Source organism: Cognatundibacterium jejuense (assembly GCF_014284255.1).
Classification (GTDB): Bacteria; Pseudomonadota; Gammaproteobacteria; order Burkholderiales; family Burkholderiaceae_D; genus Undibacterium; species Undibacterium jejuense.
In genome coordinates, this window is sequence record NZ_JACOFV010000010.1 from 148769 (window position 1) to 175499 (window position 26731).

At 47.6% G+C, this 26731-nt stretch carries 30 protein-coding genes; 20 read left to right on the forward strand and 10 right to left on the reverse strand.

Going from position 1 to position 26731, the window contains the following annotated elements; all coding sequences use genetic code 11:
* Nucleotides 1–4: 4 nt before the first annotated feature.
* Genes H8K32_RS12065 through H8K32_RS12090 form a run of 6 tightly spaced genes read right to left on the reverse strand, consistent with a single transcriptional unit; the run spans nucleotide 5 to nucleotide 5295 of the window.
* Nucleotides 5–772, reverse strand: a complete 768-nt coding sequence (locus tag H8K32_RS12065) for an SDR family NAD(P)-dependent oxidoreductase (RefSeq protein WP_186912786.1) — start codon at nucleotides 770–772, stop codon at nucleotides 5–7.
* Nucleotides 769–1323: a DUF3833 domain-containing protein gene (locus H8K32_RS12070; protein WP_186912787.1), complete on the reverse strand. Its 555-nt coding sequence runs from the start codon at nucleotides 1321–1323 to the stop codon at nucleotides 769–771. The genes H8K32_RS12065 and H8K32_RS12070 overlap by 4 nt, the downstream gene beginning before the upstream one ends.
* A gap of 43 nt (nucleotides 1324–1366) precedes the next feature.
* Complete coding sequence (locus tag H8K32_RS12075; protein WP_186912788.1) at nucleotides 1367–1930, reverse strand: chalcone isomerase family protein; 564 nt, start codon at nucleotides 1928–1930, stop codon at nucleotides 1367–1369.
* Nucleotides 1927–3171: an SAM-dependent methyltransferase gene (locus H8K32_RS12080; protein WP_186912789.1), complete on the reverse strand. Its 1245-nt coding sequence runs from the start codon at nucleotides 3169–3171 to the stop codon at nucleotides 1927–1929. The genes H8K32_RS12075 and H8K32_RS12080 overlap by 4 nt, the downstream gene beginning before the upstream one ends.
* Nucleotides 3168–3983, reverse strand: a complete 816-nt coding sequence (locus H8K32_RS12085) for a DUF1365 domain-containing protein (protein WP_186912833.1) — start codon at nucleotides 3981–3983, stop codon at nucleotides 3168–3170. The genes H8K32_RS12080 and H8K32_RS12085 overlap by 4 nt, the downstream gene beginning before the upstream one ends.
* Before the next feature lies 1 nt (nucleotide 3984).
* On the reverse strand, nucleotides 3985–5295 hold the full coding sequence (locus H8K32_RS12090) for an NAD(P)/FAD-dependent oxidoreductase (RefSeq protein WP_186912790.1): 1311 nt from the start codon (nucleotides 5293–5295) through the stop codon (nucleotides 3985–3987).
* Between the two features lie 196 nt (nucleotides 5296–5491).
* Here H8K32_RS12090 and H8K32_RS12095 point away from each other — a divergent pair, with 196 nt between their 5' ends.
* The gene (locus H8K32_RS12095) at nucleotides 5492–6115 is read left to right on the forward strand and encodes a TetR/AcrR family transcriptional regulator (RefSeq protein ID WP_186912791.1); all 624 of its coding nucleotides are present in this window, start codon (nucleotides 5492–5494) and stop codon (nucleotides 6113–6115) included.
* 68 nt (nucleotides 6116–6183) lie between these two features.
* On the opposite strand, the gene H8K32_RS12100 is transcribed toward H8K32_RS12095, so the two are convergent.
* Nucleotides 6184–6708, reverse strand: a complete 525-nt coding sequence (locus tag H8K32_RS12100) for a glutathione peroxidase (RefSeq protein ID WP_246447325.1) — start codon at nucleotides 6706–6708, stop codon at nucleotides 6184–6186.
* Between the two features lie 211 nt (nucleotides 6709–6919).
* Between H8K32_RS12100 and H8K32_RS12105 the strand changes: the two genes are divergently transcribed.
* From H8K32_RS12105 to H8K32_RS12175, 15 genes are all read left to right on the forward strand, one after another.
* Nucleotides 6920–7969: a sulfate ABC transporter substrate-binding protein gene (locus H8K32_RS12105; protein ID WP_186912793.1), complete on the forward strand. Its 1050-nt coding sequence runs from the start codon at nucleotides 6920–6922 to the stop codon at nucleotides 7967–7969.
* 70 nt (nucleotides 7970–8039) lie between these two features.
* Nucleotides 8040–8639: an NADPH-dependent FMN reductase gene (ssuE, locus tag H8K32_RS12110; RefSeq protein WP_186912794.1), complete on the forward strand. Its 600-nt coding sequence runs from the start codon at nucleotides 8040–8042 to the stop codon at nucleotides 8637–8639.
* Between the two features lie 142 nt (nucleotides 8640–8781).
* On the forward strand, nucleotides 8782–9765 hold the full coding sequence (locus H8K32_RS12115; RefSeq protein ID WP_186912795.1) for a sulfonate ABC transporter substrate-binding protein: 984 nt from the start codon (nucleotides 8782–8784) through the stop codon (nucleotides 9763–9765).
* A gap of 24 nt (nucleotides 9766–9789) precedes the next feature.
* Nucleotides 9790–10941 carry an FMNH2-dependent alkanesulfonate monooxygenase gene (ssuD, locus tag H8K32_RS12120; RefSeq protein ID WP_186912796.1) on the forward strand — a complete coding sequence of 384 codons (1152 nt, stop codon included), beginning with the start codon at nucleotides 9790–9792 and terminating at the stop codon, nucleotides 10939–10941.
* A gap of 22 nt (nucleotides 10942–10963) precedes the next feature.
* Nucleotides 10964–11875, forward strand: coding sequence for an aliphatic sulfonate ABC transporter permease SsuC (gene ssuC / locus H8K32_RS12125; protein ID WP_186912797.1), 912 nt, complete (start codon nucleotides 10964–10966; stop codon nucleotides 11873–11875).
* Nucleotides 11868–12791 (forward strand): ATP-binding cassette domain-containing protein, encoded by a 924-nt coding sequence (locus H8K32_RS12130; RefSeq protein ID WP_246447308.1) that lies wholly within the window; start codon nucleotides 11868–11870, stop codon nucleotides 12789–12791. Before ssuC ends, H8K32_RS12130 begins: the two co-directional genes overlap by 8 nt.
* Before the next feature lie 57 nt (nucleotides 12792–12848).
* Nucleotides 12849–13064 (forward strand): TOBE domain-containing protein, encoded by a 216-nt coding sequence (locus H8K32_RS12135; protein WP_186912798.1) that lies wholly within the window; start codon nucleotides 12849–12851, stop codon nucleotides 13062–13064.
* Between the two features lie 51 nt (nucleotides 13065–13115).
* Nucleotides 13116–13967 (forward strand): EAL domain-containing protein, encoded by an 852-nt coding sequence (locus H8K32_RS12140; RefSeq protein ID WP_186912799.1) that lies wholly within the window; start codon nucleotides 13116–13118, stop codon nucleotides 13965–13967.
* Nucleotides 13968–14255: 288 nt separating this feature from the next.
* A complete protein-coding gene (cysT, locus tag H8K32_RS12145) occupies nucleotides 14256–15122 on the forward strand; it encodes a sulfate ABC transporter permease subunit CysT (RefSeq protein ID WP_186912835.1) in 867 nt (288 codons plus the stop codon).
* On the forward strand, nucleotides 15119–16027 hold the full coding sequence (gene cysW / locus H8K32_RS12150; protein WP_186912800.1) for a sulfate ABC transporter permease subunit CysW: 909 nt from the start codon (nucleotides 15119–15121) through the stop codon (nucleotides 16025–16027). The genes cysT and cysW overlap by 4 nt, the downstream gene beginning before the upstream one ends.
* An 18-nt stretch (nucleotides 16028–16045) precedes the next feature.
* Complete coding sequence (locus H8K32_RS12155; RefSeq protein ID WP_186912801.1) at nucleotides 16046–17110, forward strand: sulfate/molybdate ABC transporter ATP-binding protein; 1065 nt, start codon at nucleotides 16046–16048, stop codon at nucleotides 17108–17110.
* Between the two features lie 70 nt (nucleotides 17111–17180).
* Nucleotides 17181–18122 (forward strand): CysB family HTH-type transcriptional regulator, encoded by a 942-nt coding sequence (locus H8K32_RS12160; protein ID WP_186912802.1) that lies wholly within the window; start codon nucleotides 17181–17183, stop codon nucleotides 18120–18122.
* Between the two features lie 125 nt (nucleotides 18123–18247).
* On the forward strand, nucleotides 18248–19093 hold the full coding sequence (locus H8K32_RS12165) for a ferritin family protein (RefSeq protein ID WP_186912803.1): 846 nt from the start codon (nucleotides 18248–18250) through the stop codon (nucleotides 19091–19093).
* A 114-nt stretch (nucleotides 19094–19207) separates the two neighbouring features.
* Nucleotides 19208–19687, forward strand: a complete 480-nt coding sequence (gene rfaE2, locus H8K32_RS12170) for a D-glycero-beta-D-manno-heptose 1-phosphate adenylyltransferase (RefSeq protein ID WP_186912804.1) — start codon at nucleotides 19208–19210, stop codon at nucleotides 19685–19687.
* A gap of 31 nt (nucleotides 19688–19718) precedes the next feature.
* A complete protein-coding gene (locus tag H8K32_RS12175) occupies nucleotides 19719–20066 on the forward strand; it encodes an LssY C-terminal domain-containing protein (RefSeq protein WP_186912805.1) in 348 nt (115 codons plus the stop codon).
* 103 nt (nucleotides 20067–20169) lie between these two features.
* Here the strand turns inward: H8K32_RS12175 and H8K32_RS12180 are convergent, their stop codons facing one another.
* Nucleotides 20170–21090 (reverse strand): LysR family transcriptional regulator, encoded by a 921-nt coding sequence (locus H8K32_RS12180; RefSeq protein WP_186912806.1) that lies wholly within the window; start codon nucleotides 21088–21090, stop codon nucleotides 20170–20172.
* A gap of 162 nt (nucleotides 21091–21252) precedes the next feature.
* Here H8K32_RS12180 and H8K32_RS12185 point away from each other — a divergent pair, with 162 nt between their 5' ends.
* From H8K32_RS12185 to H8K32_RS12200, 4 genes are all read left to right on the forward strand, one after another.
* On the forward strand, nucleotides 21253–21855 hold the full coding sequence (locus H8K32_RS12185) for an FMN-dependent NADH-azoreductase (protein WP_186912807.1): 603 nt from the start codon (nucleotides 21253–21255) through the stop codon (nucleotides 21853–21855).
* A gap of 29 nt (nucleotides 21856–21884) precedes the next feature.
* Nucleotides 21885–22286 (forward strand): DoxX family protein, encoded by a 402-nt coding sequence (locus H8K32_RS12190; RefSeq protein ID WP_186912808.1) that lies wholly within the window; start codon nucleotides 21885–21887, stop codon nucleotides 22284–22286.
* A gap of 205 nt (nucleotides 22287–22491) precedes the next feature.
* Complete coding sequence (locus H8K32_RS12195) at nucleotides 22492–23472, forward strand: substrate-binding domain-containing protein (protein ID WP_186912809.1); 981 nt, start codon at nucleotides 22492–22494, stop codon at nucleotides 23470–23472.
* Between the two features lie 185 nt (nucleotides 23473–23657).
* Nucleotides 23658–25322, forward strand: coding sequence for an ATP-binding protein (locus H8K32_RS12200; protein ID WP_186912810.1), 1665 nt, complete (start codon nucleotides 23658–23660; stop codon nucleotides 25320–25322).
* A 49-nt stretch (nucleotides 25323–25371) separates the two neighbouring features.
* On the opposite strand, the gene ttcA is transcribed toward H8K32_RS12200, so the two are convergent.
* Together ttcA and H8K32_RS12210 are read right to left on the reverse strand one after the other, a co-directional pair.
* Nucleotides 25372–26325: a tRNA 2-thiocytidine(32) synthetase TtcA gene (ttcA, locus tag H8K32_RS12205; RefSeq protein WP_246447309.1), complete on the reverse strand. Its 954-nt coding sequence runs from the start codon at nucleotides 26323–26325 to the stop codon at nucleotides 25372–25374.
* Nucleotides 26326–26330: 5 nt separating this feature from the next.
* Entirely contained in the window at nucleotides 26331–26729 is a 399-nt protein-coding gene (locus H8K32_RS12210; RefSeq protein ID WP_186912811.1) for a dihydroneopterin aldolase, read from the reverse strand.
* Between the last annotated feature and the right edge of the window lie 2 nt (nucleotides 26730–26731).

A 26731-nucleotide genomic window follows, 5' to 3' on the forward strand; every position in this document is an offset into this window, starting at 1 on the left:
CTCCTTATAAGCCAGTGACTTTGTGAACGAGTGAGAAGTAAAGTTGGTACGGTAGTAAGCGTGCCAGTCTTAACCAATTCGTGAAGCGTTTGGGGAAATGAATATGAAAGTCGCCGTCTTCTATACCTTTGACCAGCGCAACTGCGGCATCGGGAGCACTCATCAGCGCGGGCATCTCAAAATCATTTTTGGCAGTGAGCGGTGTTTCTACGAAGCCTGGGTTAATCAGGTATACGGCGATATTACGGGGGCGTAAATCGATATACAAAGATTCACATAAATTGATAATCGCTGCTTTGCTCGGACCATATACCAAAGCCTTAGGCAAGCCAGATAAACCAGCAACCGAGGCGACGATGCCGATGCCGCCATTACCTTGTTTGAGCAGCGTCGGTAAGACCACATCGAGACAATGATAAACACCGCGCACATTGATGTCTAACAGGCGATTAGCGGCGGTCATATCAAAGCTATCAGCGCGCATTTCGTTGTAGGTGCCAGCAACGACCAGCACTAAATCTATACTTTGCCATTGGACGATGATACGTGCATGTGCGTTTTGTAAACTGGTCAGATCGGTGATGTCTAAAGGTTCAATTAAGGCTTGCTGAAATCCCTTCGCTGTTTCTTGCAGGCTCGTCAGATGTCGTGCAGATAATGCGACCCGGGCACCTTGATTTAATAGCAAACGCGCGGTTTCAGCACCGATGCCTGTGGAGGCACCGATGACCCAGACTTTCTTGTCTTTCCAATTCTGGATAGGCGGGTTCATTTGATCATGCCATCGCGTTTGGTAAATGAAAGCGTCACGCTACCAAGTTCTACCCCGAACTTGCGCATGATGGCGCGGTTGAGCATGACCTTGTCGTCCATGAGTACCATCAGGTCATCGAAATCGACGTGATAGATACTGTCATCCACCGGTAAGGCCAATACATAATTCCAGTGCAAGGTATTGCCGGACACAACGCCTTCAGCGTTGCCAACCACGTCGGCAGCGGTGCCGGTGAAACGGTCAGGCGCTGTTTGCTTTAGCGTCCAAACCCGTCGTTGCTTTGTGCCATCCGAGTACGAAAAAGCCTCATCCAGCGTGCCTGTATCACCTTCCCATTTGCATTGCATAACAACGGTGAAGCGCTTGACGATTTTGCCGGAGCGATCTTGAAACATACCCCAGGCATCGACCGTCCCATTGAAATATTGGCGTAAATCCAAGCTTGGCTTTTCCTGGCGATAGATCGCAGTATCAACCTTACTGGCGCAGGAAGCCAACAATACCAGGCTTAGAATAGCAAGATACCGCGTTACGATTGTTAGTTTCATATTGCATCCTTAGTTTGGTAGATTGGTAGCGACATCGTTTTTCTTAGCTATGTCCAAGAAGTTTTTTTCTTAAATCTGGTGCTGAAGTCTGAGGATCGAGCCATATAGCAAAAAAAGCACGCGCAAACTCTGCATCGCGAATTTCGCCCAGCCATTTTCCGTCTAGATAAAAACGTGCTGACTCATTGGGTATGTAAATGCCTGTGATGTGTGTCCCCTCTTTCACATCGGGAAACAGCGTCGTCATTTGTTGCAACCATTTTTGGCGTTGGCTGGCACTACCTTGATGTAACTTTTCCATCTCCTGTACGCTGGCATCGGCAATTTTTCGTCCAACTAAATTTCTGGCGTAACGTAAATCGAGTGCAACTTTATTCTTCTGCAGATCGTTCCAACCCTCAGGCCCGGTCCACAATGTAGCGTCATAAATTCGCAATCCAAACCAGCGATAAGTGCCTTGCCCTTGCATTACTGCTTTTGGCAATTCTGTTTGAATATGTACCGGCACGGCCTCACTGACTGGCGTTTCTGCTAGTGCAGCAGGCGTACCGATGCTGATTATCCAAGTCAGAAAAATGGCAACACATTGCCAGCGTCGCGGGTTCATGTTTTGACCAGGGTAAATTGCGCGACATCGATATTGCCAGCGCGGAAGCCGGCCTCGCAATACGCCAGATAAAATTCCCAGGTACGGATAAATTCATCATCAAATCCCTGCGCTTTGACTTCATTGAGTTTCTCCATGAAAGTCTGACGCCATTCCAATAAAGTGCGGGCATAGTCGAGGCCAAATGTGAACGTATCTATTACTTCTAAGCCGTGTTCCCGTGCTAATTTCTGGAAGATTTCTATCGATGGCAACATGCCGCCCGGGAAAATATACTGCTGAATGAAGTCAGTCCCTTTGCGATAACGGTCGAACAGCTCGTCAGCGATAACGATGCTTTGCACGCAAGCACGCCCACCACGTTTGAGATTACGCTGCAAGCAAGCGAAATAGCCTGGCCAGTAATCTTCACCAACGGCTTCAAACATTTCTATCGAGGCAATCGCATCGTAATCGCCGTGGGCATCGCGATAGTCCTGTATCTGCAAATCACTACGCGCCCGCAAACCCGCACGCTGCAAACGTTCACGGGCAAAGTGTAATTGTTCGGTCGACAGCGTGAGGCCAGTCACGTGTGCTTGTGCATCACGTGTTGCCATTTCCGCAAATCCACCCCAGCCACAACCGATTTCCAGCACTTTCGCATCTGGTTTCAGATTCAGTTGTTGCAGGATGCGGCGGTATTTGGTCTGCTGTGCGTCATGTAAATTGTCGACCTGGTCGCCAGAGAACAAGGCACTGGAATACGTCATTGATGGATCTAACCATAGTCGATAAAAATCATTGCCGATATCGTAATGAGCGTGGATATTTTTCTTGCTTCCGGCTTTGGAATTACGATTTAAAAAATGCTTGATGCGGTAAAGTAAATTGCCCCACCAGGTCCCGTAGATCACATCTTCGAGTTGCGAGCGATTACGTGTAATGAGCTCGATCAGCCCTGCCAGACTACTGCTCGTCCAATGTCCGGCAATATAACTTTCAGCAAAGCCAATATCACCTGATTTCAACACTGCACGATAAATTTGCCAGTTCTTCAGATTTAAAGTGACGTGGCGATTGCCATCATCTGCGCGCCCAAATTGGGCAATTTGACCATCAGGAAATTGCACCGTCAGCGTGCCGTGTTCAAGCTTGTGTAGCAAACTAACGACAAAGCGTGCTTCGGCTGGGAAATGTCCTGTGTCCAATTGACGCTCATGGGTGTGTGCGGGCGTAACAGTGGGGTGTATAGTGCTCATCGACTCACCTCTTTGGATGGTGGGAGTGGTTTTGAAAAGAAGGGAACGCGCTTGATAAAAAGTCGCAGAGCCTGTATGTGAATTTTCAGCACGATGCCTATCGTCATCATGGGATAGCTAAACATCAGGGCTAGAATTTTTCTGTCGCTTAGCGCACACTCGGTGCCTGCAATGCTGGTGAGCAGCAGCGGACCTGAGGCGTCGTCATAATCAATCCTGGCAATATGTTTGTGTGTGGTGACGCCATTGTCAGAACTGGTTTTCTGTATAAAGCGAAAACGGTACTGACCCTCTATCGGACAAAACGGTGATACATGGAAGATTTTTTTTGCATGGTGCTCTTCGCCATTTTTAAGCTCAGTGCCATGTTCCAGCAGATAGATATGCTTTTCACCAAAGGTATTCCTTACCTCGCATACGATCGCACGCAAGCTTCCATTTGTGCGATGACAAAACCAAAACGATACCGGATTGAAGACATAGCCAAGCACGCGCGGAAAGCATTGCAGCCAGATTTCACCTTTGGCATCGTGGATATGTTCAGCGTGTAGGAGTTGATCTATCCATGCTGTCGCTGTTGATTTTCCATCGCCGTGGTCTTTGTCGAAAAAAGACAATAAATTAAAACGATTATGCGAAAACCAGCGACAGTGGTTGAGATCGATATCGGTATTCATCGCCCGCACAGGGAGGCGCAAAAAAAACACGCCGTATTTGAATGTGTTTTTGGCCGGACGCAGACGCATATGCGTGACCTCACCTACACACAGCCGAACGGCTGGCAAACTAGTGAGTGTGTCAGGAGAGATCATCTTATGCTGCTCTGTGTTGGTGATGTTGTTTTTGCTCATGTCCGTGGTTATTTTCACGAGCGATGATGGCAGCAGCAACGTTGATACCGGATTTCAAACCATCTTCATGAAAACCATAGTTAGTCCACGCACCAGCAAACCAGATACCGCGTTGCCCCTGAATTGCAGGTAATTGCTGCTGGGCTCGGATAGCCGCTTTGTCGAATACAGGATGCGCATAATCGAAGCTATCAATCACAAGCTCTGCACGTGGCTCTTCGATGGGATTAAGGCTCACGATGACTGGTGTCTTAAACGGTAAGGGTTGTAATTGGTTTAGCAAATAATGGACGCAAACACGACTTTCATCACCGGTCATCGCCTGGTAATTCCAGGCAGACCAGGTTTTTTTGTTGGCAGGTAAAAAGCGGCTATCGGTATGCAATACGGCGCGATTGTCCTGATATTGAACTGCCGACAAAATTTGTTTTTCACGTTCGTTCGCATCCGTCAGCAATCGCAAGCTCTGGTCACTGTGCGTCGCCAACACCACCTCATCAAATTCTTGCAAACCATTTTTTGCATGAACGATGATTTTAGACTGTGGGTTGGCATACACCGCTTTGACCGGTGTATTCAGATGGCGATGCGCGATGTGCGGCAGCATTTTTTCGACATAGTGTCGCGCGCCACCGCGCACGGTGTACCACTGCGGCCGGTCAGTGATCTGGAGTAAGCCGTGGTTGTGGCAGAAATTCACAAACGAAGCGACTGGAAAAGCCATCATCGTCGCGGTGGGACAAGACCAGATACAGGCTGCCATGGGCAATAAATACCAGCGACGGAACTCCTGGCTGTAATTGTGTTGATCGAGAAATGTTCCCAGCGGAGTTTGAAATTCTTGCGCGTCTTTATTGAGCGCCAAGTCTGTGGTTTGGCGATTGAATCGGACGATGTCACGCAACATGCGCAAAAAGCCGGGATTGAGCAGGTTGCGTTTTTGCGCAAACACGGTGCTCAGATTGGCACCACCCCATTCCAATGTTCTGGAACCCAAGGGCATTTTGACTGAAAACGACATGTCGGTTGCCGCTGTGTCTATCTCCAGCTCGGCAAACAGTCGGACTAAATTGGGATAAGTCTTGTGATTAAACACAAGAAAACCCGTATCGACACCAAAGCTTTCTCCGTCCAGTGTCACATCAACGGTATGCGTGTGACCGCCAAAATAGTCATTCGCTTCAAACAAGCTGACTTCATGGCCAGCTTTGCTGAGCTCGTAGGCACTCGAGAGACCGGAGATACCTGAGCCTATCACTGCGATTTTCGTCATGTGACTGTCTCGTTGTGAAATTAATATAATTGCTGAAAAAACAAATCAGCGGTGAAAAATCGGTTAAAAATCACGCATTTGATCAAGTTTTACCACGCTTCATTACTGCTTGGAGTAAAATGTGACTTATAAAATCATTTCGTGACTCATTGGTCACAAAATATACTACAAAGTTTTATTTTGTGCAGAAAAAATTATGCAAATAAAAATTCCCTTTAAAAAACAACAGTTTGACGCACGCGAAGAAGCGATCATCGATGCCGTCAACCGTCTTTTGTCAGAAAAAGGCTATGACCTGATGACCATGGACGATGTCGCCGATGCGGTGGGAATTGCAAAAGGCAGCCTCTACAAGCACTTTTCTTCCAAAGAGCGTTTAGCTGCGGCTGCGCTGACACGTTTGTTAAAAGCGACAGTGGAAGAGCTCGACAGCCTGTCAGAAGACAGACCTGCCATCGAAAAAATCAAGCATATCCTGGCGTGGTCTCTGCGCTTACGTTTGCAAGGGGGCGTGCCGCATTTGCCATCAACTAGTCTGACCTTGCAACGTAGTCTGATGTTGAATCTGGATTACGTGATGGTGGCGTTAAAGGTGCATAAGCGATTTCATGCCATGGTGGCTGCTGCGCGTGAGCAGGGCGCATTGACGCCGTTGGTGCCGGATGATGTGCTGGTCTATACCTTGTACTCGCGCGCCTGTGATCCGACGATGGAGTTTTTATTGCGTGATAAAAAACTCAGTCACGAGCAAATTGTGGATGCGATGGTGCATGCGACGATTGGTGGGTTTTTGTCTGAAAAGGCGAGGGTGGTAGGTTAAACAAATAGCTTGTGCAGGGTGGGTTCGACCCGCCCTGCAAGATAATATTGTTTCATCGAAACGCTTATTTACTGCGCCAATGCCTTCTCAATGTCAGCCACAAGCTTCTTATCATCTGGAGTTGTGATACTTGAATAAGCCTCAACGACATTCCCTTTACGGTCGATCAGGTACTTGTAGAAATTCCACTTTGGCGTAGTGCCTGTCGCTTTGATCAACTCAGCGTGTAAAGGATTCACCTGATCGCCGCGGACGGAGGATTTGGCGAACATAGGAAATTTCACACCATAGGTATTAAAGCAAAAATCAGCAATCTCTTTACTGCTTCCTGGTTCTTGCTTGCCAAAATCATTCGATGGGAAGCCCAATACTACTAAGCCTTTGTCGGCATATTTGGCGTACATCTTTTCCAAACCTTCATACTGACTGGTAAAGCCGCAATAGCTGGCGGTATTGACAACCAGTGCAACTTTTCCTTTGTATTGACACAAATTTTGCGGGCTATCGTCTTGCAGGCGGTTAAACGTATGTTGCAAGATCGCCGGGCACGCTTCGGTGCTATCGGCGAAAGCGCTGCCGGAAAAACCGGTCATTAAAACTAAACTGGCAAGACCAAGGATCAATTTGCTGTTCATGTCGGACTCCTGATTGAGAGGATCACATAGTAGCTGAGACCTGAGAATTCTGCTGATGATGCTCTTTATATGGAATTTGAATATAGATTAACGAAAAACTTCGTTTTAAAACATAAGGCGAGCATTTATTCTGAGATCCGGATTTAATTTTCATTACATCGGATTTCTCATGTTGATCGCAAAAAATATCAAAAGTAGTAGCAAAAACCGTTTTTCCCGCTTGGTGACGACCTTGGTTTTAGGTGCAGCCAGTCTGCTCCCGCTGACCAGCCATAGCGCCGACATTACGCTGCTCAATGTCTCTTACGATCCTACGCGTGAATTATTTCTCGATGTAAATCAGGCTTTTGCCAAACAATGGCAAGCAAAAACTGGTGATAAAGTCACGATCAAACAATCGCATGGCGGCTCAGGCAAGCAAGCGCGTTCGGTGATTGACGGACTGGATGCAGACGTCGTAACTTTGGCATTGGCTTACGATACGGACGCCATTGCTGAGCGCGGTCTGATTGCAAAGAATTGGCAGCAACGTTTGCCACATCGTGCTACGCCGTATACCTCGACCATTGTCTTTTTGGTACGCAAAGGTAATCCTAAGGCAGTGAAGGACTGGGCTGATCTGATTAAGCCTGGGGTGTCTGTCATTACCGCTAACCCTAAGACATCGGGCGGCGCACGTTGGGCGTATCTGGCAGCATGGGGCTACGCGCAAAAAGCGTCGGGTGGTACGCCTGCTACCGCTAAAGATTATGTATCCAAACTCTACAAAAATGTTCCGGTATTGGATTCCGGCGCGCGTGGTGCCACGGTGACGTTCACTGAACGTGGTATTGGTGACGTCCTGCTGTCGTGGGAAAACGAAGCGCACCTGGCACTGAAAGAGTTTGGTGCTGACAAATTTGAAATCATCACCCCATCAATCAGTGTGTTGGCGGAACCATCCGTCGCGGTGGTCGATAAAGTCGTCGACAAACATGGCACCCGCAAAGTGGCAGAAGCCTATTTGAATTACCTTTATACCGACGCTGCACAAGACATCATTGGTAATAATTTCTATCGTCCAAGTGACGAACGTGCTGCGAAGAAATTCGCCAGCAAATTCCCTGACATCAAATTATTCACTGTTGACGACACCTTTGGAGGTTGGACTAAAGCACAAAAAGACCATTTTGCCGACGGCGGCGTTTTTGATCAGATTTATTTGAACGGAAAAAAATAATTTTGCGGCGCGTCTGACTACTAAGCATGCAGACGCTCGATTTGATTGCATAGCGAGTGAAAGAAAAATTATGTCTATCCTTTTATTATCTGGTAGCCCTTCGACGCCATCGCGCTCGGGTCGTTTGCTGCATGAAATTGGGCGTCGTCTGAACGCTCTTGGGAAGCAAACGGTTAGTATCCACGTTCGCGATTTGCCGCCACAAGCCTTGATGCATGCGGATTTCAGTGATCCTGAACTACAAGCGGCACAACAATTAATCAAACAAGCCGACGCGGTTGTCGTAGCTACGCCAATTTATAAAGCCGCCTACAGTGGCTTATTAAAAACTTTCCTCGATATTTTGCCGCAAGAAGGTCTGGCAGAAAAAATCGTGTTACCGCTTGCTGTCGGTGGTGGCCAATCTCACATGCTGGCGCTGGATTATGGTCTGCGCCCTATTTTACAAGCCTTGGGAGCTCAGCAAGTATTGAACAGTATTTATGCTACTGAAGCGCAAGTCGTCTGGAATGAGGCCAGTGGTCTGCAGATTGCCTCAGAAATCGAAGGTCGCGTGCAGCAAGGCGTTGAGAGTCTGATCGACAGCCTGCAATGCAAAGCGGCAAAGCGTGCTAACCGTCAAGCAGAACAAGAGGCCGAAGTGCGAACGCTGGCGCTGTTTGAGGCTTGATGTAATAAAGCATATTCAAGCCATAAAAACTTAACAGAATAAATTTCAATGTCGTATTTAAACATGCAGTTTAACGCTGCAGGGCGTCGCTTTATCTCCAACTTTATGAATCTTTCGCAGCAGAAGAAAAGGAATAGCAAAAATGGATCAACATCAAAAAAATCGCCGCCAAACCATCGCCATGCTATCTGCCATGTTAGCGAGCGGAATGACCAGCGTGGCTATTCCTGGCTTTGCAGAAAATAAAGTGAGCAGCACGTTACGTATCGGATACCAAAAATACGGCCCGCTGACAATTTTAAAAGGCACTGGCGCATTAGAAAAGCGTCTGGCACCGCTTGGCGTAGAAGTGAAGTGGACTGAATTTCCAGCCGGACCGCAATTGCTGGAAGGATTAAATGTCGGCAGCATCGATTTTGGTACCACGGGCGAAGCACCGCCGATTTTCGCACAAGCAGCGGGCGCGGATCTGGTCTATGTTGCCAATGAACCGGCAGCACCAAGTGGCGAGGCTATTGTCGTTCCAAAAAATTCCACACTGAAATCGGTTGCCGAATTGAAAGGCAAAAAAATTGTCTTGAATAAAGGCTCGAATGTCCATTACTTGTTAGTCAAAGTGTTAGAAAAAGCCGGTATTGCGTATCACGATGTACAGACAATTTTCTTACCACCCGCCGATGCCCGTGCCGCATTTGAACGCGGCAGTGTCGATGCGTGGGCAATTTGGGATCCGTTTCTGGCGGCTGCCGAAAAGCAATTGGGCGCTCGTGTATTGATCGATGGTAAAGGGGCGGTCAGCAATCATCAGTTTTATCTGGCAGCACGCCCGTATGCGCAAAAACGTCCTGACGTACTGCAAGCACTGCTGGATGAGTTGGGTCGCACTGATGAATGGGTATTGCAAAACGCCAAGCAAACCACAACAGTTTTTTCCGCGCAGACTGGTTTGCCAGCGGATGTGGTTGAACTTTCTAACTCTCGTTTTAGCTTTCATGTGCAGGCTATTAGTGAGCAAGTGATACGTGAACAACAAGGTATTGCCGACACGTTCGCTGATCTCAAATTGATCCCGAAAAAAATACAAATTAAAGACGCTGTTTTCGATCTCAAACTCAGCATCAAATAGTCAGCATTAAATAAGGAACATGGTATGAGTCTCAATATATTCTGGTTTATTCCGACGCATGGTGACAGCCGCTATCTGGGCACAACCAAGGGCGCGCGTGAAATCAATTACGATTACTTACGACAAATTGCAGTGGCGGCCGATACCCAAGGGTTTGACGGAGTATTGTTGCCTACCGGACGCTCTTGCGAAGATGCGTGGGTAGTTGCTTCCAGCCTCATGAGCGCGACCCGCAAATTAAAATTTCTGGTGGCATTACGGCCTGGCTTAACGACGCCAGGTTTGGCGGTGCGCATGGCTTCTACCTTTGATCGTTTGTCGAATGGTCGCTTGCTTATCAATATTGTCACTGGCGGTGATCAGGGTGAATTAGAAGCCGATGGCTTGTACGCTGATCATGCGAAGCGTTATGAAATCACCGATGAATTTTTACGTATCTGGCGTGCATCATTAGCAGGTGAAGGTGGCGAGGCTGGTTACGATTTCGAAGGTAAACATCTGACGGTCAAAGGCGCTAAAACCTTGTACCCACCAGTGCAAACACCGCATCCACCTTTATATTTTGGTGGTTCTTCAGAACCAGCGCATGAACTCGCGGCGGAGCAAGTCGATGTGTATCTGACCTGGGGTGAACCACCTGCCGCTGTCGCAGAAAAAATTGCCGATATGCGCGCTCGCGCAGCCAGGCATGGCCGCACTTTGCGTTTTGGCATACGTCTGCATGTCATCGTGCGTGAAACCAATGAAGAAGCCTGGGCCGCGGCTGACGATTTGATTCGTTATGTCGATGATGATGTGATCGCCCGCGCTCAAAAAGCCTTCGCCAAAATGGATTCCGTCGGACAGCAAAGAATGGTGGCACTGCATGGCGGCAAGCGCGACAAATTAGAAGTATCGCCAAATCTATGGGCAGGCGTTGGTCTGGTGCGCGGTGGCGCGGGGACTGCGTTGGTGGGTGATCCGGAAACGGTTGCAGCGAGGATCAAAGAATACGCCGATCTGGGTATCGATACGTTTATTTTTTCTGGCTACCCGCATCTGGAAGAATCGTATCGTTTTTCGGAATTGGTCTTCCCATTGATAGGCAAAACCTTACCAAGAGTGACGAGTTCTGTGACGGGACCATTTGGCGAGATCATGGCCAATGGCATTACGCCCAAAGTCTCGCAAAGTTAGTCGCCAACTTCGGGAGTCAAAAATGGGACCGTTCATCACTGACATATCTCCGGAACGCAGCAATGCGGAAGTTCCGCAGGCAGGCTTTAGCGCACAACCGAATCAGGTACTCAGTGCTGATTTGCACGCATTAGTTGCGCACGCTGGCAGATTTGTCCGGCATCTGAAGCCATGGTTGCTACCGTGGCTGGTGCCAATCATCTTGCTGGTGACATGGCAACTGGCGGCGCAGTTTGGCTATTTATCGAGCCGGATATTGCCGGAGCCGCTGGCAGTATTAAAAGCCTTCTGGAGTCTCATTATTTCTGGCGAGATTTTTATTCATGTCAAAACCAGTTTATGGCGTGCGATCTCGGGCTTTTTAGTTGGTGGTGGTTTGGGTCTGCTACTCGGTTTGTTCACCGGTACGTTTAAATTTGCAGAAACTTTGCTTGATTCCAGCCTGCAGATGATACGCAATATCCCGGCATTAGCTTTGATGCCTTTGGTGATTTTGTGGTTTGGTATTGATGAGACAGCAAAATTATTTTTGGTCTCGGTTGGTGTCTTTTTTCCGGTGTATCTGAATACCTTTCACGGCATACGTTCAGTAGATAAAGGCCTGATAGAAATGGCACGTAGCTATGGCTTGTCAGGGTGGGCTTTATATCGTGATGTGATTCTACCGGGAGCTTTGCCTTCCATCTTGGTTGGCGTACGCTTTGCGCTGGGTCTGGTCTGGGTACTGCTGATTGTTGCAGAGACGATTTCATCACAATCTGGTATCGGTTACATGACGATGAATGCGCGTGAATTTTTACAGACGGATGTGGTGCTGGTTGGCATTTTGCTCTACGCCTTGCTGGGAAAACTAGCGGATAGTTTGTCACGTGCAGTAGAACATTACACCTTGCGCTGGCATCCCGGCTATCAAAGGAAAAATCAACATGGCTGAAATATTTGGATATCCATCAATGACAGCGGCACGTATTGCCGCTCTGCGTTTTGAACTGGATGATGATTATCCTGTCATCGAGCGCACCGTGTCTGAACCAAAGCCCCAGCGTGGCACGGCAATCCATTTGCATGGCGTACGAAAGTCGTATGCCAGTCGCCAGGTTTTAAATGCACTTGATCTGGATATTGCACCGGGCGAATTCGTGGCGGTGATTGGTCGTAGTGGCTGCGGTAAAAGCACCTTATTGCGTCTGTTAGCAGGTCTGGAAAAAGCGGACGCCGGTGTGCTGGAGACCGGTGCCAAAGCGAAGATAGCGAGCATTCGTGAGCAAGATGGCGGTACCCGTGTGATGTTTCAGGATGCACGCCTGTTGCCTTGGAAAACCGTGCTCGACAACGTGCGCTTAGGTTTGCCGGGCGATACAAGCAGTAACAAGAAGCTTGCCCTCGGTGCATTAGAAAAAGTTGCACTTGCCGATCGTGCCAATGAATGGCCGGCGGTGTTATCTGGTGGTCAGCGGCAACGTGTTGCATTGGCACGTGCAATGGTGCATCAACCATCGTTATTATTACTTGATGAGCCGCTCGGAGCACTAGATGCATTGACCCGTATAGAAATGCAAAGCCTGATTGAACAATTATGGCAAGAGCAGGGTTTCACTGGATTGCTGGTCACGCACGATGTGCAAGAAGCGATTGCGTTGGCTGATCGCGTAATTTTGATTGAAGACGGACAAGTGAGTCTGGATTTGAAAGTCAATTTGCCACGTCCACGATCACGTGGTGATGCCTTGTTTGCTGAGTTGGAAGAACATGTATTGGCACGAATTTTACAGCGGCCTGACAGCACCATTAACAACCAGACTGAAATAACGCCGTTGGCGACGTTTAATCCCCTAGCCTGGGCAATCTGACTTATTTTTTATATTTACCCCGAGCATATTTGCTCTTCAAATGAAAGAAAGCACACCATGACGATTCAAGCAATCAATGTACGAAATCAATTTCGCGGCAAAATCAAAGCCATTAATGAAGGTTCAGTTGTCTCTGAAGTCGATGTAGAAACACCTGCCGGTATCGTGACTTCCGTTATTACAACGCGCTCAATCAGAGATTTGAATTTGGTTGTCGGGAGTGAGGTGGTGACCTTAGTCAAGGCGACTGACGTTTCTATCGCCAAACTATAAATCTAGATCAGCCATCACTGAAAAACAGTCAGTGATTTGAAAGGAAAAATAATGCGCCATGTGACTTTGCAAAATTATCTGAGTCGTCTGCAGAGCTCGCTCGCCAGCAGCAATTTGTGGATCGATGGTCAGGGTAGAGCGCGCGGTCGCTATTTCAATGCCAGTCTGACAAGCGCTTTTCAGGCGATACGGTCTGGCAATGATTTGCGTGCTATCGCTTTTGAAGGTTATGCGCGTAGCTATGATCCGAATGATCAGGGTCTTAACATCTGGCGTCTGCTCGATTACGTTGCCAATGATGAAGAATCGGTAGAATTAGATCGTTTGTGCCGCTTACTGCATACGATTAATTTTTATCGCCAGCAGACAACACAGGAATTGGACTTATTTTTAAGTGTGCATAGCCGCTTGTTAGCTGCGGTTGAAGGTAACCACGGTGCGGCTTTTCGACGCATTTTAGACGTGTTGGAGTTGCCGCATCAGCAAATCGTTTTACAACTGCCGCAAATCACGCCCAGCCAACGCTGGGTGCTGACCCATGTCGCAGAAAATTATCGCCGCAATGGTTTCAGAATCGGTGTGAACGCCGCCAATCTGGAGCAAGCCAGCGATTTACTCGCGCGGGTCAGGCCAGACACCTTGAAAATCGATGTCAATGCGGCCAATAATCCGGCGGCACAGATTGTTTTACTAGAACAAGCCGATCGCGGACAGTGCCAAGTGATTTTCAGAAAAATAGAAAATGAACGGCAGCTCAAACAATTGCAAACGGGTAATAACACTGTGAGCCCTTATGCCGTGCAAGGTTTTCTATTTGACACGCCTAAGGCCAGCTTGTATCCAGAAGAAGAGCAAACCCTGATCACAGAGGCACCGCTGCAGCTCGATCATGTCTGCGTTTGATGGCATCTACTATCGAACACAATGATAGCTAACAAATTAGCGCACAAAAACACGTCGATATACCTTAAACGTCTAAAGACATAACAAAAAATTCGTTTTTCATATATGGAAAACCTGCCAATATGCAAGCTCTTTAGTTGAATCCGTAATAAGGACTGACACAAGAGCGCCCCGGCAGCGTGACGATTTGTGCGCTTTTTCCTGGCTTTACCAATAAAACCAGGAAAACTCGCTTCTCCACCATCCCTTGCCGGAACGTTCTATGTCAATTCTGTAAAAGGGCTAGGTATGGCATTGGCAGCGTTACATTCTTCAGGCGGGGCGACGCGCAAGCGTGTGATTCCCGGCTTTCACCTTTCGCTAGGTTTTACCCTGTTTTATCTGGGGTTGATCGTGCTCATCCCGTTGTCAGCGGTGTTTCTCAAGACGTTCACCATGACCTGGCCAGCGTTTTGGGAAACCATCACTTCAGACCGCGTGATGGCGTCCTATCGCCTGAGTTTTGGCGCTTCAGCCTTGGCGGCGTTGGTAAACGTGATTTTTGGCGGCATCGTTGCCTGGGTTTTGGTGCGCTACAAGTTTCCTGGCAAACGTATTATTGACGCGATGGTCGATTTGCCATTCGCATTGCCGACCGCTGTCGCAGGTATCACCTTAGCGACGCTGTATGCCCCAAATGGCTGGATAGGTCAATTGTTAGCACCACTGGGTATCAAAGTGGCTTTCACACCGCTTGGTGTGCTGGTGGCATTAACCTTTATCGGTTTGCCCTTCGTGGTACGCACCGTGCAACCAGTACTCGAAGAGGCTGAAAAAGAATTAGAAGAAGCCGCGTTAAGCCTCGGCGCAAATCACTGGCAAACCTTTACCCGTGTGACTTTGCCGACGATTCTGCCAGCCTTGATGACCGGCTTTGCCCTCGCATTTGCACGCGCGACGGGCGAGTATGGTTCCGTTATTTTTATCGCTGGCAATATGCCTATGGTGTCTGAAATTACCCCTTTATTCATGATTACTAAACTTGAACAATACGACTACGCCGGTGCGACAGCCATTGCGGTCGTGATGTTGGTGTTGTCGTTCAGCATGCTGTTGACGATCAATGCCTTGCAAGCCTGGATGCGTCGTCGCCAATCTGCGGGGAGAGCACTATGAGCGCGATTTCTACGCCAACATTGCCGCCATTGCCAACACCGCGTCGCATTGAGCCACCGTTAAGTCTGGCAGCAACCACAGAGCCACGCTGGGTACGGTATGCCTTAATGGTTGCAGCATTTGGCTTTCTGACGCTGTTTTTGTTTGTACCTTTGGTCGCTGTGTTTGCAGAAGCATTTAAAAAAGGTTGGCATGTCTATCTGGAATCGATTTCAGAACCGGATGCGCTGTCAGCGATACGTCTGACCTTGATCGCAGCGGGTATTGCTGTGCCTTTGAATTTAGTTTTTGGTGTGGCAGCGGCATGGACCATCGCCAAATTTGAATTTCGCGGCAAGAGCATTTTGCTGACATTGATCGATTTGCCGTTTTCAGTTTCGCCTGTGATTTCTGGTTTGATTTACGTACTGTTGTTCGGCGCGCAAGGTTGGTTTGGTGAGTGGTTGCGTGACCACGATATCAAGATATTGTTTGCCGTACCGGGCATTGTTTTAGCGACGGTTTTTGTGACTTTTCCTTTTGTGGCGCGTGAGTTGATACCGTTGATGCAAGCGCAAGGCAGCGAAGAAGAAGAGGCCGCGTTGGTATTAGGTGCATCGGGCTGGCAAACCTTTTGGTACGTGACTTTGCCAAATATTAAGTGGGGTTTGCTGTATGGCGTGATCTTGTGTAACGCGCGGGCCATGGGTGAGTTTGGTGCTGTGTCGGTAGTATCCGGTCATATTCGTGGTGAGACCAATACCATGCCGCTGCAAGTAGAAATTTTATATAACGAGTACAACTTTGCGGCCGCTTTTGCTGTCGCCTCATTGTTGACTTTACTGGCCTTGCTGACCCTGGCCTTAAAAGCACTGGTCGAATGGCGCACTGCTGAAAACAGCGCGTCACTGACTGAAGCTAATTAAGTATTTGCCGGAGAAATTATGAGTATCGCAGTTAAACAATTACAAAAACGTTTTGGTCAATTTACCGCGCTCGATAACGTGTCGCTGGATTTTCCGGATGGTGAACTGACCGCTTTATTAGGCCCATCTGGTTGCGGTAAAACGACCTTGTTACGCATTATTGCTGGTCTTGAATATGCCGATCAGGGACAGATTTTGCTCGATGGTCAGGATGCTTCGCAACAGCACGTACGCGAACGTCAGGTTGGATTTGTGTTTCAGCATTATGCCTTGTTCAAACACATGACAATTTTCGAAAACATTGCATTTGGCCTGCGTGTTAAGCCACGCAATCAACGCCCGAATGAAGCGCAGATCAAAGAAAAAGTCACCAAATTGTTGGAGTTGGTACAGCTCGATTGGCTCGCAGATCGTTATCCTCCACAGTTATCAGGAGGCCAGCGGCAACGTATCGCATTGGCACGCGCACTGGCTGTCGAGCCGCGTGTGTTGTTGCTGGATGAACCGTTTGGGGCATTAGACGCCAAGGTACGTAAAGAATTGCGTCGCTGGTTGCGTCGACTGCATGATGACTTACATGTCACCAGTATTTTTGTCACGCATGATCAGGAAGAAGCATTGGAAGTTGCCGATAAAATTGTCTTGATGAATCACGGTAAAGTTGAGCAAGTCGGCGCTCCGGCAGAAGTTTATCAACATCCGGCGACGCCTTTTGTGTATGGATTTTTGGGCAATGTGAACCTGTTCCGTGGGCGTGTGCATGAAGGTGTTCTGGATGCCGATGGCGTGCCGTTTTCCGCGCCAGCTCATGCAGAAACCAAAGACGCATTCGGTACTGGTTATGTGCGTCCGCATGAGTTTGAAATTGATCGCTATTCGCCTGGTGCGGAAGGTTTGATCGCACAACTGCGTCGCATTCATAGCATAGGCCCGTTGGCGCAACTGGAACTGGAACGCGAAGATAACGGCGATGTGCTCGAAGTGATGATTTCCAGCGAGCGTTATCAGCAATTAAAACTCAAAGTCGGTGAAGTGCTGGTTGTGAAGCCTAAACGCTTACACGTCTTTGTCGATACGCATTAGTCAATATTAATCACAATATTAATCACTGAGTCAGTGCCCCAGAATCTCATTACCATATCGAGAGCCTATTATGAATTTTCAACAACTAAGATCCATCCGCGAAGCATCCCGCCGCGGTTTTAATTTGACCGAAGTCGCCAATGTTCTGTTCACTTCGCAACCGGGCGTCAGTCGCCAGATCCGAGAGTTGGAAGAAGAATTAGGCGTCGATATTTTTGAACGTAATGGCAAACGCCTGACTGGTCTGACAGAGCCAGGCAAAGGCATTTTGCCTATCGTCGAACGCTTATTGCTGGAAGCGGAGAATCTGCAACAGGCTGGCAATGAATACTCTGACCAGACCAAGGGCACATTGACGATCGCTACCACCCACACGCAAGCACGTTATGTTTTGCCTAAAGTTGTGCAGCAATTCCGTCAGGCTTTTCCAGATGTCAGAATTGCCTTGCAACAAAGTTCCCCTGACCATATCGCAGAATGGGTGTTGTCTGGTAAAGCCGATATTGGGATCGCGACTGAAGGCTTATCGCAATTTAAAGATCTGGTGTCATTTGCCTGCTACAGTTGGAATCATGTATTAGTGGTTCCTGAAGGTCATGCGTTGTTGAAAAAAGAACAGGTGAGTCTGGAAGATATTTCTAACTATCCGCTGATTACCTATGACGTAGGCTTTACTGGTCGTGGGCACATTGATGCTGCATTTCAGCAAGCAGAATTGCGCACTGATATCGTCCTGACAGCAATGGATTCAGACGTGATTCAGCAATATGTGGCGCTGGGTCTGGGGGTCGGTATTGTGGCGTCGATGGCAATTGAAGCCAATCGCGGTAACAATTTAAGGACGATTGCTGTTGATCACTTATTTACTCCGAATGTCACACGTTTAGCAGTACGGCGCGGCGCTTATTTGCGTACTTATACCTATGATTTTATCCGCCAGTTTGCACCTGATTTGAGCAAAGAAGAGATCATCAAGGCCGTTGGTGAAGCCGATGCCAGTCAGGCTGATTGATGTAAATTTGCTACGTAAGCTGAGGTGCTACGAGCAGGTCTGGCAGGTGTCGTGAAACTGTCATAGGTCTCTGCTAGAATGGATGGTGAACTTATTGTTGCCGTCTATTTTTTTCGAGGCTCATCATGCTATATCCGGAATTGTTCAAATCCTTAGAGCAAGTGCGTTGGAATATGGATACCGATATTCCATGGGATCAATACGATGCGTCAAAATTAACACCGGAGCAGGCACAAACTATCAAAATGAACGCCATTACCGAATGGTCGGCCTTGCCTGCTACCGAGATGTTTTTGCGCGACAACCGCGACGATAGTGATTTTTCTGCATTTATGTCGATCTGGTTTTTTGAAGAGCAAAAGCATTCTTTGGTGTTGATGGAATATCTGCGCCGTTTTCATCCAGAATTGGTGCCCACCGAGGCGGAACTGGATAATGTGCGCTTTGAGTTTGATCCAGCCCCCCGTCTGGAAACCCTGATGCTGCATTTCTGCGGCGAAATCCGCTTAAACCATTGGTACCGCTGCGCATCTGAATGGCATACCGAGCCAGTGATTAAACACATCTACAAAATCATCAGCCAGGACGAAGCCCGTCACGGCGGCGCTTACTTACGCTACATGAAAAAATCATTGGCAGAAGTCGGCGATGTCGCACGCGCTGCGTTTGCCAAGATTGGCGTCTTGATGGCATCAGCACGTCGTACTGAAAAACCGTTGCATCCAACCAATCTCCACGTGAATCAGGCACTATTTCCACAAGATACGATTCAAAGCCGCTTGCCAGATCCTGACTGGCTTGAGCGTTGGCTGGATGGTCAGATCAAATTCGATGGTATATGGGAAAAGAAAGTAGTCGATAGGATTTTGCACAACATGTCTTTGCTCTTTGAACGCAGTTTTGACACTGTGCAAGACTTGAATCGCTACCGCAAAGAAATTTCTCAGCGTCTGGTGGTTCCCGCCGTTTGAGTGACAATAGCACGAGCGCATCTCGTTGCGTGAACGAAGCTGCCGTGTACAATAGCCGCTGCCCAGCGGCTTTTTTGTGTCCGCTTCATTTTATTGCCAAGTGTTAAGTGATTTATGCCTGATTTTGAACAAAAAATAGCTTCTCGCACCGATTTAGCTGCCCGTATTGCTGCTTTGCCTAAGCCAGTGGTGTTGACCAATGGTGTGTTTGATATTTTGCATCGTGGTCACGTAACCTATCTTGCCCAGGCACGTGCACTGGGGGCATCACTCGTTGTCGCGGTCAATACCGATGCGTCGGTTAAACGTCTGGGTAAGGGCGATGATCGTCCTATCAATTTGTGTGAAGATCGTCTGGCAGTATTGGCTGCATTGGAAGCCGTGAGTCTGGTCGTGCCGTTTGACGAAAATACCGCCTTAGAAGTGGTTCAGCAGGCGCAGCCTGATATTTACGTCAAAGGCGGTGACTACCAGATGGATGCAATCCCAGAAGGTCAGGCCGTATTGGCCTATGGTGGTCGCGTGCAGGCGATTGCGTTTGAACACGAACGTTCGACCACCCGTTTATTAGAAAAAGTTCGCGCCGCCAGCTAATCGTGATTTGCGTCTGGAAGGAGAAAACGCCATGTCAGAGACCAGCGAAAGCAATGTCAACCCAGCAGCATTTCCTTTCTGGCCGCATCACGTACGTTTCTGGCAAGCCAATACGCAAGATGATGTAGGCAGGCCGTTGTGGATAGGTGCAGCGACTTACGATGCTGGTGTGGGAATCAGCTATACCACCGGCCAAATTACGCATCATATTGCTGCCGAAGTCGACAAAGAACGCGATAAGCTGATTGCCGATTTACAGCAAACTGGTGCGCTGGTGATACAGTGGATTGATTCTTTTCAACCAACGCACGAAGGGCGCAATGGCGGCGGTGACCGCTTTGTGACGGATGGCAAGCTAGGTGTGATTGAAGAACGTTGAACACACAACCCGAGACAGCGGGCGCGTATCATTCGCCTCAATAGGTTTTTTCTGCGGGGCTGTTGATGGTGGGGATCTGTGTTATAAACCGGCCCCGCCTTTATCACTCATCAAAGCTTTGTACACAAGGACGCTTCTCAAATTCTGCCTGCAAACCGTCCAGAAAAACTCTGGTTCTGGCAGGCATTAAGCGGCGTCCCGGAAATACGGCCCAGACATCGATGGTGGGTAATTGCCAGTCGGATAGTACAGGTACTAAGGCACCACTTTCCAGATAAGTTTGGAGGAAGGTGTCCGACAGCATCAAAATACCGTCACCATTTAATGCCAGACGTGTCAGCAATTCCGGTGAGTTCGCAGTTGCCCGTCCTGGTGGGATACCTTCCCATTGTTCATTTTGGCGGCTTAATTTCCACATTGCGGGTTCGCCATTACGACCTAGCAAACGCAAGGCGTCGTGTTCCATTAATGCTTCCGGTTCTGTTGGCATGCCGCGTCGTTGTAGATACGATGGCGCTGCGTATAGGCCGGGTTTGAATACCGTCAGTCGTCTTGCCGCCAATGAGGCATCATCAGGTAAATCACCAACCCGGATCGCCACATCGAAATTCTCGCCAATCAAATCAACACGCCTTGGCGACAGATCCAGCTCCAAAGAAATTGCCGGATATTGCTGAATCAACGAGGACAAAAACTGGCTCATTTGTCGATTCGCAAAATCGTTTGGCATCGATATCCGCAATCGACCTGAAGGCTGCGCTTGTCGATGCTGGGTCAAGGCCAAGGTTGCCTCCACCTCGTCTTGCACCTGTTGCGCGTGTTGCAGCACGCTTAGTCCAAAATCGGTGATGGTTAGTTGACGTGTCGTTCGTAATAACAGGCGCTCACCTAACTGCGTTTCCAGCGCCGAGATACGACGGGACAGGCTGGATTTTGGCATCGCCAAGCGATCAGCCGCCTTACTAAAACTGCCTTCTTCCACCACGCGGGCGAAGAGCAAGAGGTCATTAGCTTCGAGTTGCATCGTCTATTTTGCCAAATATGGAACAATAATATCCATTTTATGCTCTTCCGGATCAAAATTGGAACATATAAAGTAGCTACATCGCCATTCATTTTCTGAACAACATGAAGACAGAGATTGAATCGCAGATTTTAGATTGTCTAATTGACTACAGAGGATTATATGAATATTTTACAAATTAACTCCAGCGTTCGTGCATCAGCATCTCATTCCAAACATTTGAATCAGGTGATCGTTGAGCGTGTCCTTTCAGCACATCCGGAAGCGAATATCGTTTCACGTGATCTGGCACAGACACCACAACCGGTGCTCGATGAACAGGCATTACAGGCATTATTTACTCCAGCTGATCAACGCAATGCAGAGCAACAAGCGAGAGTCGCATTGGATGATGCCTTGATTGCTGAAATTCAGGCAGCAAACGTCATCGTCATTGGTGCCCCTATGTACAACTTTGGCGTATCTGCACAATTGAAAAATTGGGTCGATGCGATTGCAAGAGCGGGCGTGACTTTCCGCTATGGTCAGAATGGTCCAGAAGGCTTATTGACTGGTAAAAAAGTGTATGTGGTGCTGACGCGTGGTGGCATGTATCGCAATACGCCGAATGATTCGCAAATGCCGTACCTGAAAAGCGTTTTTGGCTTCTTAGGCATGACTGATATCAGTTTCATATATGCCGAAGGTTTGGCAATGGGGCCAGATGCAGAAGCCGCAGCGTTGGCGTCAGCAAAACAACAAATCGAAGAACTCGTAAGCGCTTAAATAAAATCAGAAAGCGAAAAGGAAATAGTATGAAAACCGCAGAAAACTATGCATTACTCGTTGCCCGTGTTTTGATGGCTTTGATTTTCGTTGCATCAGGTGCTTCAAAAATCAGTGGATTTGAAGGCACACTTGGTTATATCGCAAGTAAAGGTGTGCCATTCCCGGCGCTTGCTGCAATTGGTGCCATCATTGTAGAAGTAGGTGGTGGCTTAATGTTGATGGTGGGCTGGAAAGCCAGATGGGCTGCTTTAGCGATGATGTTATTCACGTTTGCCGCAGCCTTTATTTTCCATGATTTCTGGAATGCGGGTGCCGATGCGGCGCAGAACCAGATGATCCATTTTATGAAAAATATTTCTATGGCTGGTGGTTTGTTGTTTGCTGTAGTGCATGGTAGTGGGAAATTCAGCGTTGAGCGTCAGTCATAAAGCGCATACCTGCAGATCGTAAGTTTATTGTTTCGTTATTTGTAACAACACCTGGGACTAGCCACGTCTCGGGTGTAATTTTTACTAATGTTTGCTATGCTTAGAAGACTAGATCTTGATTGATTTAGTTTCAATGCAACCAGAATGAGTTGTGTATGAGTTTTATCAGATCATGCTTTATTGTTCCGACTTTCTTGGGGGTAATATGCGCTTTTCATTCTGGTCTCAGTTACTGAAACTGGGTATTGCTTGCCTCGTGAGCACTACGCTCTGTTTTCCAGTATTTGCTACCGAAAAATTAATCGTCTATGTAACGCCTGGTCTTGATTTGCCCTTCTGGCGAACCTTAGGTCATGGAGTTCAGGCATCCGCCACTGCAAATGGCTACCAATACGAAGTGTTCGATAGTAAAAACAGCGATGCCAATCAAATGGCGCACGTCAAGGCGGCGATTGCTAAAGGTGCTGCTGGCATTGTGATTTCTCCCACCGACAGCAAATCTGCGTTTGAAATTTTGGCGGTTGCCAGTCAGGCCAAGGTGCCAGTCGTGATTGCTGATATTGGTACCAACGGCGGTGAATTTGTTTCTTATGTTAAATCAGATAATTACAAAGGTGCGTACGGCGTTGGCGTTGCGTTAGCTGCTGCCATGAAAGAACGCGGTTGGACTAATGAGCAGTTTGCGATGTGCACCATTTCATTGGCGAGAAAAAATGGTCAGGACAGAACCAATGGTTTCAGGGATGCCATGAAAGAGGCTGGTCTGACCAATATGGTCGCGATCAAACAAATGCAAACCTATACGATAGAAGAAACCTATGGGTTTGTGACAGAGTTATTGGCGACTTATCCAAAGTTACGTGGCTTATTCATCGAAGTGGATAAACCCACATTAGGGGCGCTCAATGCACTCAAAGACAAACGTAAAAGTATGGATATTCTGGTTGGATCTTTTGATGGTATTCCTGAGTTTGTTGATTTTCTCAAGGGTGGCTCCTTGGTCGCAGTAGGGATGCAACAACCGTATCTGATCGGTAGTAAGGCGGCAGACGCACTATTTGAGGCGATTAAAGGCCAGACACCGCCTAAACAAATCGTTGTACCCATATTGATTGCCACAAATAAGAATATTAATGAATTGTTGCCAACAGCCAATAAGACAGTTTTTGGATTAGAAATGAAGTGACTGTGGTTTGGTGACAACGTCAGCATCTTCCCAGAGGGGGATAAAAATGTTGTCACCATTCATGAGTTCATTTATTCAGTCGAATTTGCCTTGGCACCAGATCTCATTCTGAATCCTATGTGTATTACAAGACGAATCGTGTTTGTCACGAGTAACTCTTTTCTTTTATCTGTGATGATCAGCATATGCCCGTTTTTCGTTTGAAGCTGTGGCAACGTTTGGCTCTTAGCTACGGTACCGTGATCGCATTATTAGTCGTAACCAGTCTGGTGAGCTTGCAGATGTTATCGGAATTTCGCGCGACCACAGACGATGCACTTAAAGATAAGTATCCAAAAACAATACTCGTTGATGAAGTCAAAGGCGAGTTAGAGAAGATCGCCAGGGCAATGCGAAATACTTTATTTCTCACTGAGCCCGAGCAAATACAGACGCAGTTAAAAGATATCCAGTCTGCTAACGAGCGCATGTCAGTGACCCTGCAGAAGTTGAGAAATGAAATCACTACTGAACGAGGCCGTGCACTGATACATCAGATTGATGTGGTTCATTCCGCCTACATTGTTAATCAAGAAGACTTCGTCAATTTGGTTGGTGAGAAGCGCATGAGCGAAGCGCGTAATTTGTTGCTGGTCGATTTACATCCTTATCAAATTCAATATTTTGATGCTTTGCATGCGCTCAATCTTTATCAAAGCGAATTGATGGCGAATGCCAGCAGCGAAGTATCGCAAACATACTTTTTAGCGCATAAAGTTATTTTAATTTTGACCTGTTTTGCTGCTCTCTTGAGTTTGATTATTACCGTCTGGATCACCCGCTCATTGCTAAGGCAACTAGGAGGTGAACCAAATTATGCAGCGCAGATAGCGAATAAAATCGCCAGCGGTGATCTTCATGGAACGATCAATATCGCAAAAGGTGATTGCAGTAGTTTATTGTCTGTTATGAGCAATATGCGAGATGCATTAGCGGAGCGAACTGATGCTCTTGAGAGCGCTAATACCGAATTAGGAGCAATGGTCGCTACGTTGAAGCAAACGCAAGCAGATTTGGTTTCAAGTGAAAAAATGGCTGCTTTAGGAGCATTGGTTGCGGGTATCGCACATGAACTCAATACCCCAATAGGTAATAGTGTAATTACTGCTAGTACTTTGTTGGAACTAAGCGATAATTTTGCACATGACATTGCCAACAGCCAGTTGCGCCGCTCAGTATTCGATCGCTATGTCGAAGAAATGCAGCAGGGTAGCGCAATACTATTGCGTAACTTAAATCGTTCCAGCGAATTAGTGAACAGCTTTAAGCAACTGGCCACAGAAGAAGAGAATTCAGAATTCTGCGAATTTTATTTGTCTGATGTCGTGAATGAAAGTTTGCTTGCATTGCGTCCAGCCATGCATAACGTAGCGTGTGAAATTATTCAAGAGATACCGAAAGAATTGCGTCTGCAAAGTTATCCGGGGCCATTAGCATTAGTGATTGGTAATCTGCTCAACAATGCCTTGATTCATGGCTTCGAGCATCGTCCGCAAGGTAAGCTTGAAATCGTTGCGCAAACTATTTCTGCGACACATTTCTTACTTTCAATTAGTGATAACGGCGTAGGAATCCCCGTAGAAAATTTACCGCGAATTTTTGACCTATTTTTCACGACAAAATTGGGCATGGGTGGATCTGGGCTGGGATTGCACGTAGTTTATAACATTGTGCATAGCTTGTTGCATGGCAAAATTGAGGTAAGCAGTCGGCACGATACTGGCACTCGTTTTGACATCACCTTGCCAATCCGTGGGATGAGAAATCCTGGCCGTAAATTGGCTGCCTTCACCGAGGCAGCCAAAATGTAAATGGCTATATCAACATCGCAAAATAGCCGAAAATAGCCGAAATTTTTGATCAGTCTTGATCCAGATGCAAAGAAATAACGCCTGTTGTAGGTGTTGAACATGGTTCTTCATCAAACGCGATATCGCCATCCTGACGCGCTTCACCGTCAATTTTCAGATCTTTAAAATTGAACAGATCTTTGTCCATCAAATGGGAAGGTGCGACCGTTGATAAAGCAGAGAAAATATTATCGACACGCCCCGGGAATTTTTTGTCCCACTCGCGCATTAAGCCTTTGATTTGCTTGCGTTGCAGATTCTCTTGCGACCCGCACAAATCACAAGGAATGATAGGGAACTGTTTGACTTCCGCATAGCGTTGGGTGTCTGCTTCTTTGACATACGCCATAGGACGAATCACGATGTGTTTGCCGTCATCGGATTGCAATTTGGCGGGCATGCCTTTGAGCTTGCCACCAAAGAACATGTTCAGGAAAAAGGTTTCTAGTATGTCGTCACGATGATGGCCCAGCGCGATTTTATTGGCACCCAATTCATCAGCTACGCGGTACAAAATGCCGCGGCGTAGACGCGAACATAGTGAGCACGTTGTCTTACCTTCTGGAATAAGACGCTTGACGATGCTATAGGTGTCCTGATTTTCGATATGGTAAGGAATGCCCAGCTTTTCCAGGTACGCAGGCAATATATCCGCCGGAAAGTTAGGCTGCTTCTGGTCGAGGTTGACGGCAACGATGTCAAAATGGATAGGTGCACGTTCGCGTAAGGTCATCAGGATATCGAGCAAAGCGTAACTGTCTTTGCCACCTGATAAACAGACCATGACTTTGTCACCGTCTTCTATCATATTGAAATCGCCAATCGCCTGGCCAACCAGGCGACATAAACGCTTGTGCAGTTTATTATTTTCGTAGGTAATTTTTTCTTGTGACTTCGTTTCCGCAGGAGGCGTTTTTGCGGTGTCGAGAACGACGTCGACCAAGGATTCGTGATTAGCTTGCATGGTACTTACATTTCATTTTTGATCTGGAAAACTTCTACCCCGACGCCTTCGCAATCTGGATAAACATCTGGCTTCATGGTGGAGATGCACACGGCGCGTACGCGTGGATGCGCCAGCATCAGCTGGGCAACGTCATCACACAAGGTTTCTTGCAGATGGACGTGGCCCTGAGCGATACGCTGTGCAATTGAGCTGCGGATAAAGTCATAATCAACCACTTCTTCCAGTTGATCGGCTTTAGGTGTCGAGACCGCAAGGGGAATATATAAATCAACGTTGATCAACACACGTTGCTCGCCTTTTTTCTCGAACTCATGCACGCCGATGTTGATGGAGATTTCATAATTACGCAAAAACAAGCGGCGGCAATCGGTGAGTTGCGGATGGTGTAGGACGGATAACATAA

Excerpts from the sequence above, each read along its gene's own strand:
- H8K32_RS12090 (WP_186912790.1), bottom strand. The coding sequence starts at position 5,295 with ATGACGAAAATCGCAGTGATAGGCTCAGGTATCTCCGGTCTCTCGAGT.
- H8K32_RS12160 (WP_186912802.1), top strand. The coding sequence starts at position 17,181 with ATGAATTTTCAACAACTAAGATCCATCCGCGAAGCATCCCGCCGCGGT.
- H8K32_RS12185 (WP_186912807.1), top strand. The coding sequence starts at position 21,253 with ATGAATATTTTACAAATTAACTCCAGCGTTCGTGCATCAGCATCTCAT.
- H8K32_RS12070 (WP_186912787.1), bottom strand. The coding sequence starts at position 1,323 with ATGAAACTAACAATCGTAACGCGGTATCTTGCTATTCTAAGCCTGGTA.
- H8K32_RS12140 (WP_186912799.1), top strand. The coding sequence starts at position 13,116 with ATGCGCCATGTGACTTTGCAAAATTATCTGAGTCGTCTGCAGAGCTCG.
- H8K32_RS12065 (WP_186912786.1), bottom strand. The coding sequence starts at position 772 with ATGAACCCGCCTATCCAGAATTGGAAAGACAAGAAAGTCTGGGTCATC.
- H8K32_RS12085 (WP_186912833.1), bottom strand. The coding sequence starts at position 3,983 with ATGATCTCTCCTGACACACTCACTAGTTTGCCAGCCGTTCGGCTGTGT.
- H8K32_RS12130 (WP_246447308.1), top strand. The coding sequence starts at position 11,868 with ATGGCTGAAATATTTGGATATCCATCAATGACAGCGGCACGTATTGCC.
- H8K32_RS12100 (WP_246447325.1), bottom strand. The coding sequence starts at position 6,708 with ATGACCGGTTTTTCCGGCAGCGCTTTCGCCGATAGCACCGAAGCGTGC.
- H8K32_RS12115 (WP_186912795.1), top strand. The coding sequence starts at position 8,782 with ATGGATCAACATCAAAAAAATCGCCGCCAAACCATCGCCATGCTATCT.
- H8K32_RS12180 (WP_186912806.1), bottom strand. The coding sequence starts at position 21,090 with ATGCAACTCGAAGCTAATGACCTCTTGCTCTTCGCCCGCGTGGTGGAA.
- ssuC (WP_186912797.1), top strand. The coding sequence starts at position 10,964 with ATGGGACCGTTCATCACTGACATATCTCCGGAACGCAGCAATGCGGAA.
- H8K32_RS12165 (WP_186912803.1), top strand. The coding sequence starts at position 18,248 with ATGCTATATCCGGAATTGTTCAAATCCTTAGAGCAAGTGCGTTGGAAT.
- ttcA (WP_246447309.1), bottom strand. The coding sequence starts at position 26,325 with ATGCAAGCTAATCACGAATCCTTGGTCGACGTCGTTCTCGACACCGCA.
- H8K32_RS12075 (WP_186912788.1), bottom strand. The coding sequence starts at position 1,930 with ATGAACCCGCGACGCTGGCAATGTGTTGCCATTTTTCTGACTTGGATA.
- H8K32_RS12135 (WP_186912798.1), top strand. The coding sequence starts at position 12,849 with ATGACGATTCAAGCAATCAATGTACGAAATCAATTTCGCGGCAAAATC.
- H8K32_RS12210 (WP_186912811.1), bottom strand. The coding sequence starts at position 26,729 with ATGTTATCCGTCCTACACCATCCGCAACTCACCGATTGCCGCCGCTTG.
- ssuE (WP_186912794.1), top strand. The coding sequence starts at position 8,040 with ATGTCTATCCTTTTATTATCTGGTAGCCCTTCGACGCCATCGCGCTCG.
- H8K32_RS12190 (WP_186912808.1), top strand. The coding sequence starts at position 21,885 with ATGAAAACCGCAGAAAACTATGCATTACTCGTTGCCCGTGTTTTGATG.
- H8K32_RS12200 (WP_186912810.1), top strand. The coding sequence starts at position 23,658 with ATGCCCGTTTTTCGTTTGAAGCTGTGGCAACGTTTGGCTCTTAGCTAC.
- cysT (WP_186912835.1), top strand. The coding sequence starts at position 14,256 with ATGGCATTGGCAGCGTTACATTCTTCAGGCGGGGCGACGCGCAAGCGT.
- cysW (WP_186912800.1), top strand. The coding sequence starts at position 15,119 with ATGAGCGCGATTTCTACGCCAACATTGCCGCCATTGCCAACACCGCGT.
- H8K32_RS12105 (WP_186912793.1), top strand. The coding sequence starts at position 6,920 with ATGTTGATCGCAAAAAATATCAAAAGTAGTAGCAAAAACCGTTTTTCC.
- H8K32_RS12155 (WP_186912801.1), top strand. The coding sequence starts at position 16,046 with ATGAGTATCGCAGTTAAACAATTACAAAAACGTTTTGGTCAATTTACC.
- H8K32_RS12095 (WP_186912791.1), top strand. The coding sequence starts at position 5,492 with ATGCAAATAAAAATTCCCTTTAAAAAACAACAGTTTGACGCACGCGAA.
- H8K32_RS12195 (WP_186912809.1), top strand. The coding sequence starts at position 22,492 with ATGCGCTTTTCATTCTGGTCTCAGTTACTGAAACTGGGTATTGCTTGC.
- H8K32_RS12175 (WP_186912805.1), top strand. The coding sequence starts at position 19,719 with ATGTCAGAGACCAGCGAAAGCAATGTCAACCCAGCAGCATTTCCTTTC.
- H8K32_RS12080 (WP_186912789.1), bottom strand. The coding sequence starts at position 3,171 with ATGAGCACTATACACCCCACTGTTACGCCCGCACACACCCATGAGCGT.
- ssuD (WP_186912796.1), top strand. The coding sequence starts at position 9,790 with ATGAGTCTCAATATATTCTGGTTTATTCCGACGCATGGTGACAGCCGC.
- rfaE2 (WP_186912804.1), top strand. The coding sequence starts at position 19,208 with ATGCCTGATTTTGAACAAAAAATAGCTTCTCGCACCGATTTAGCTGCC.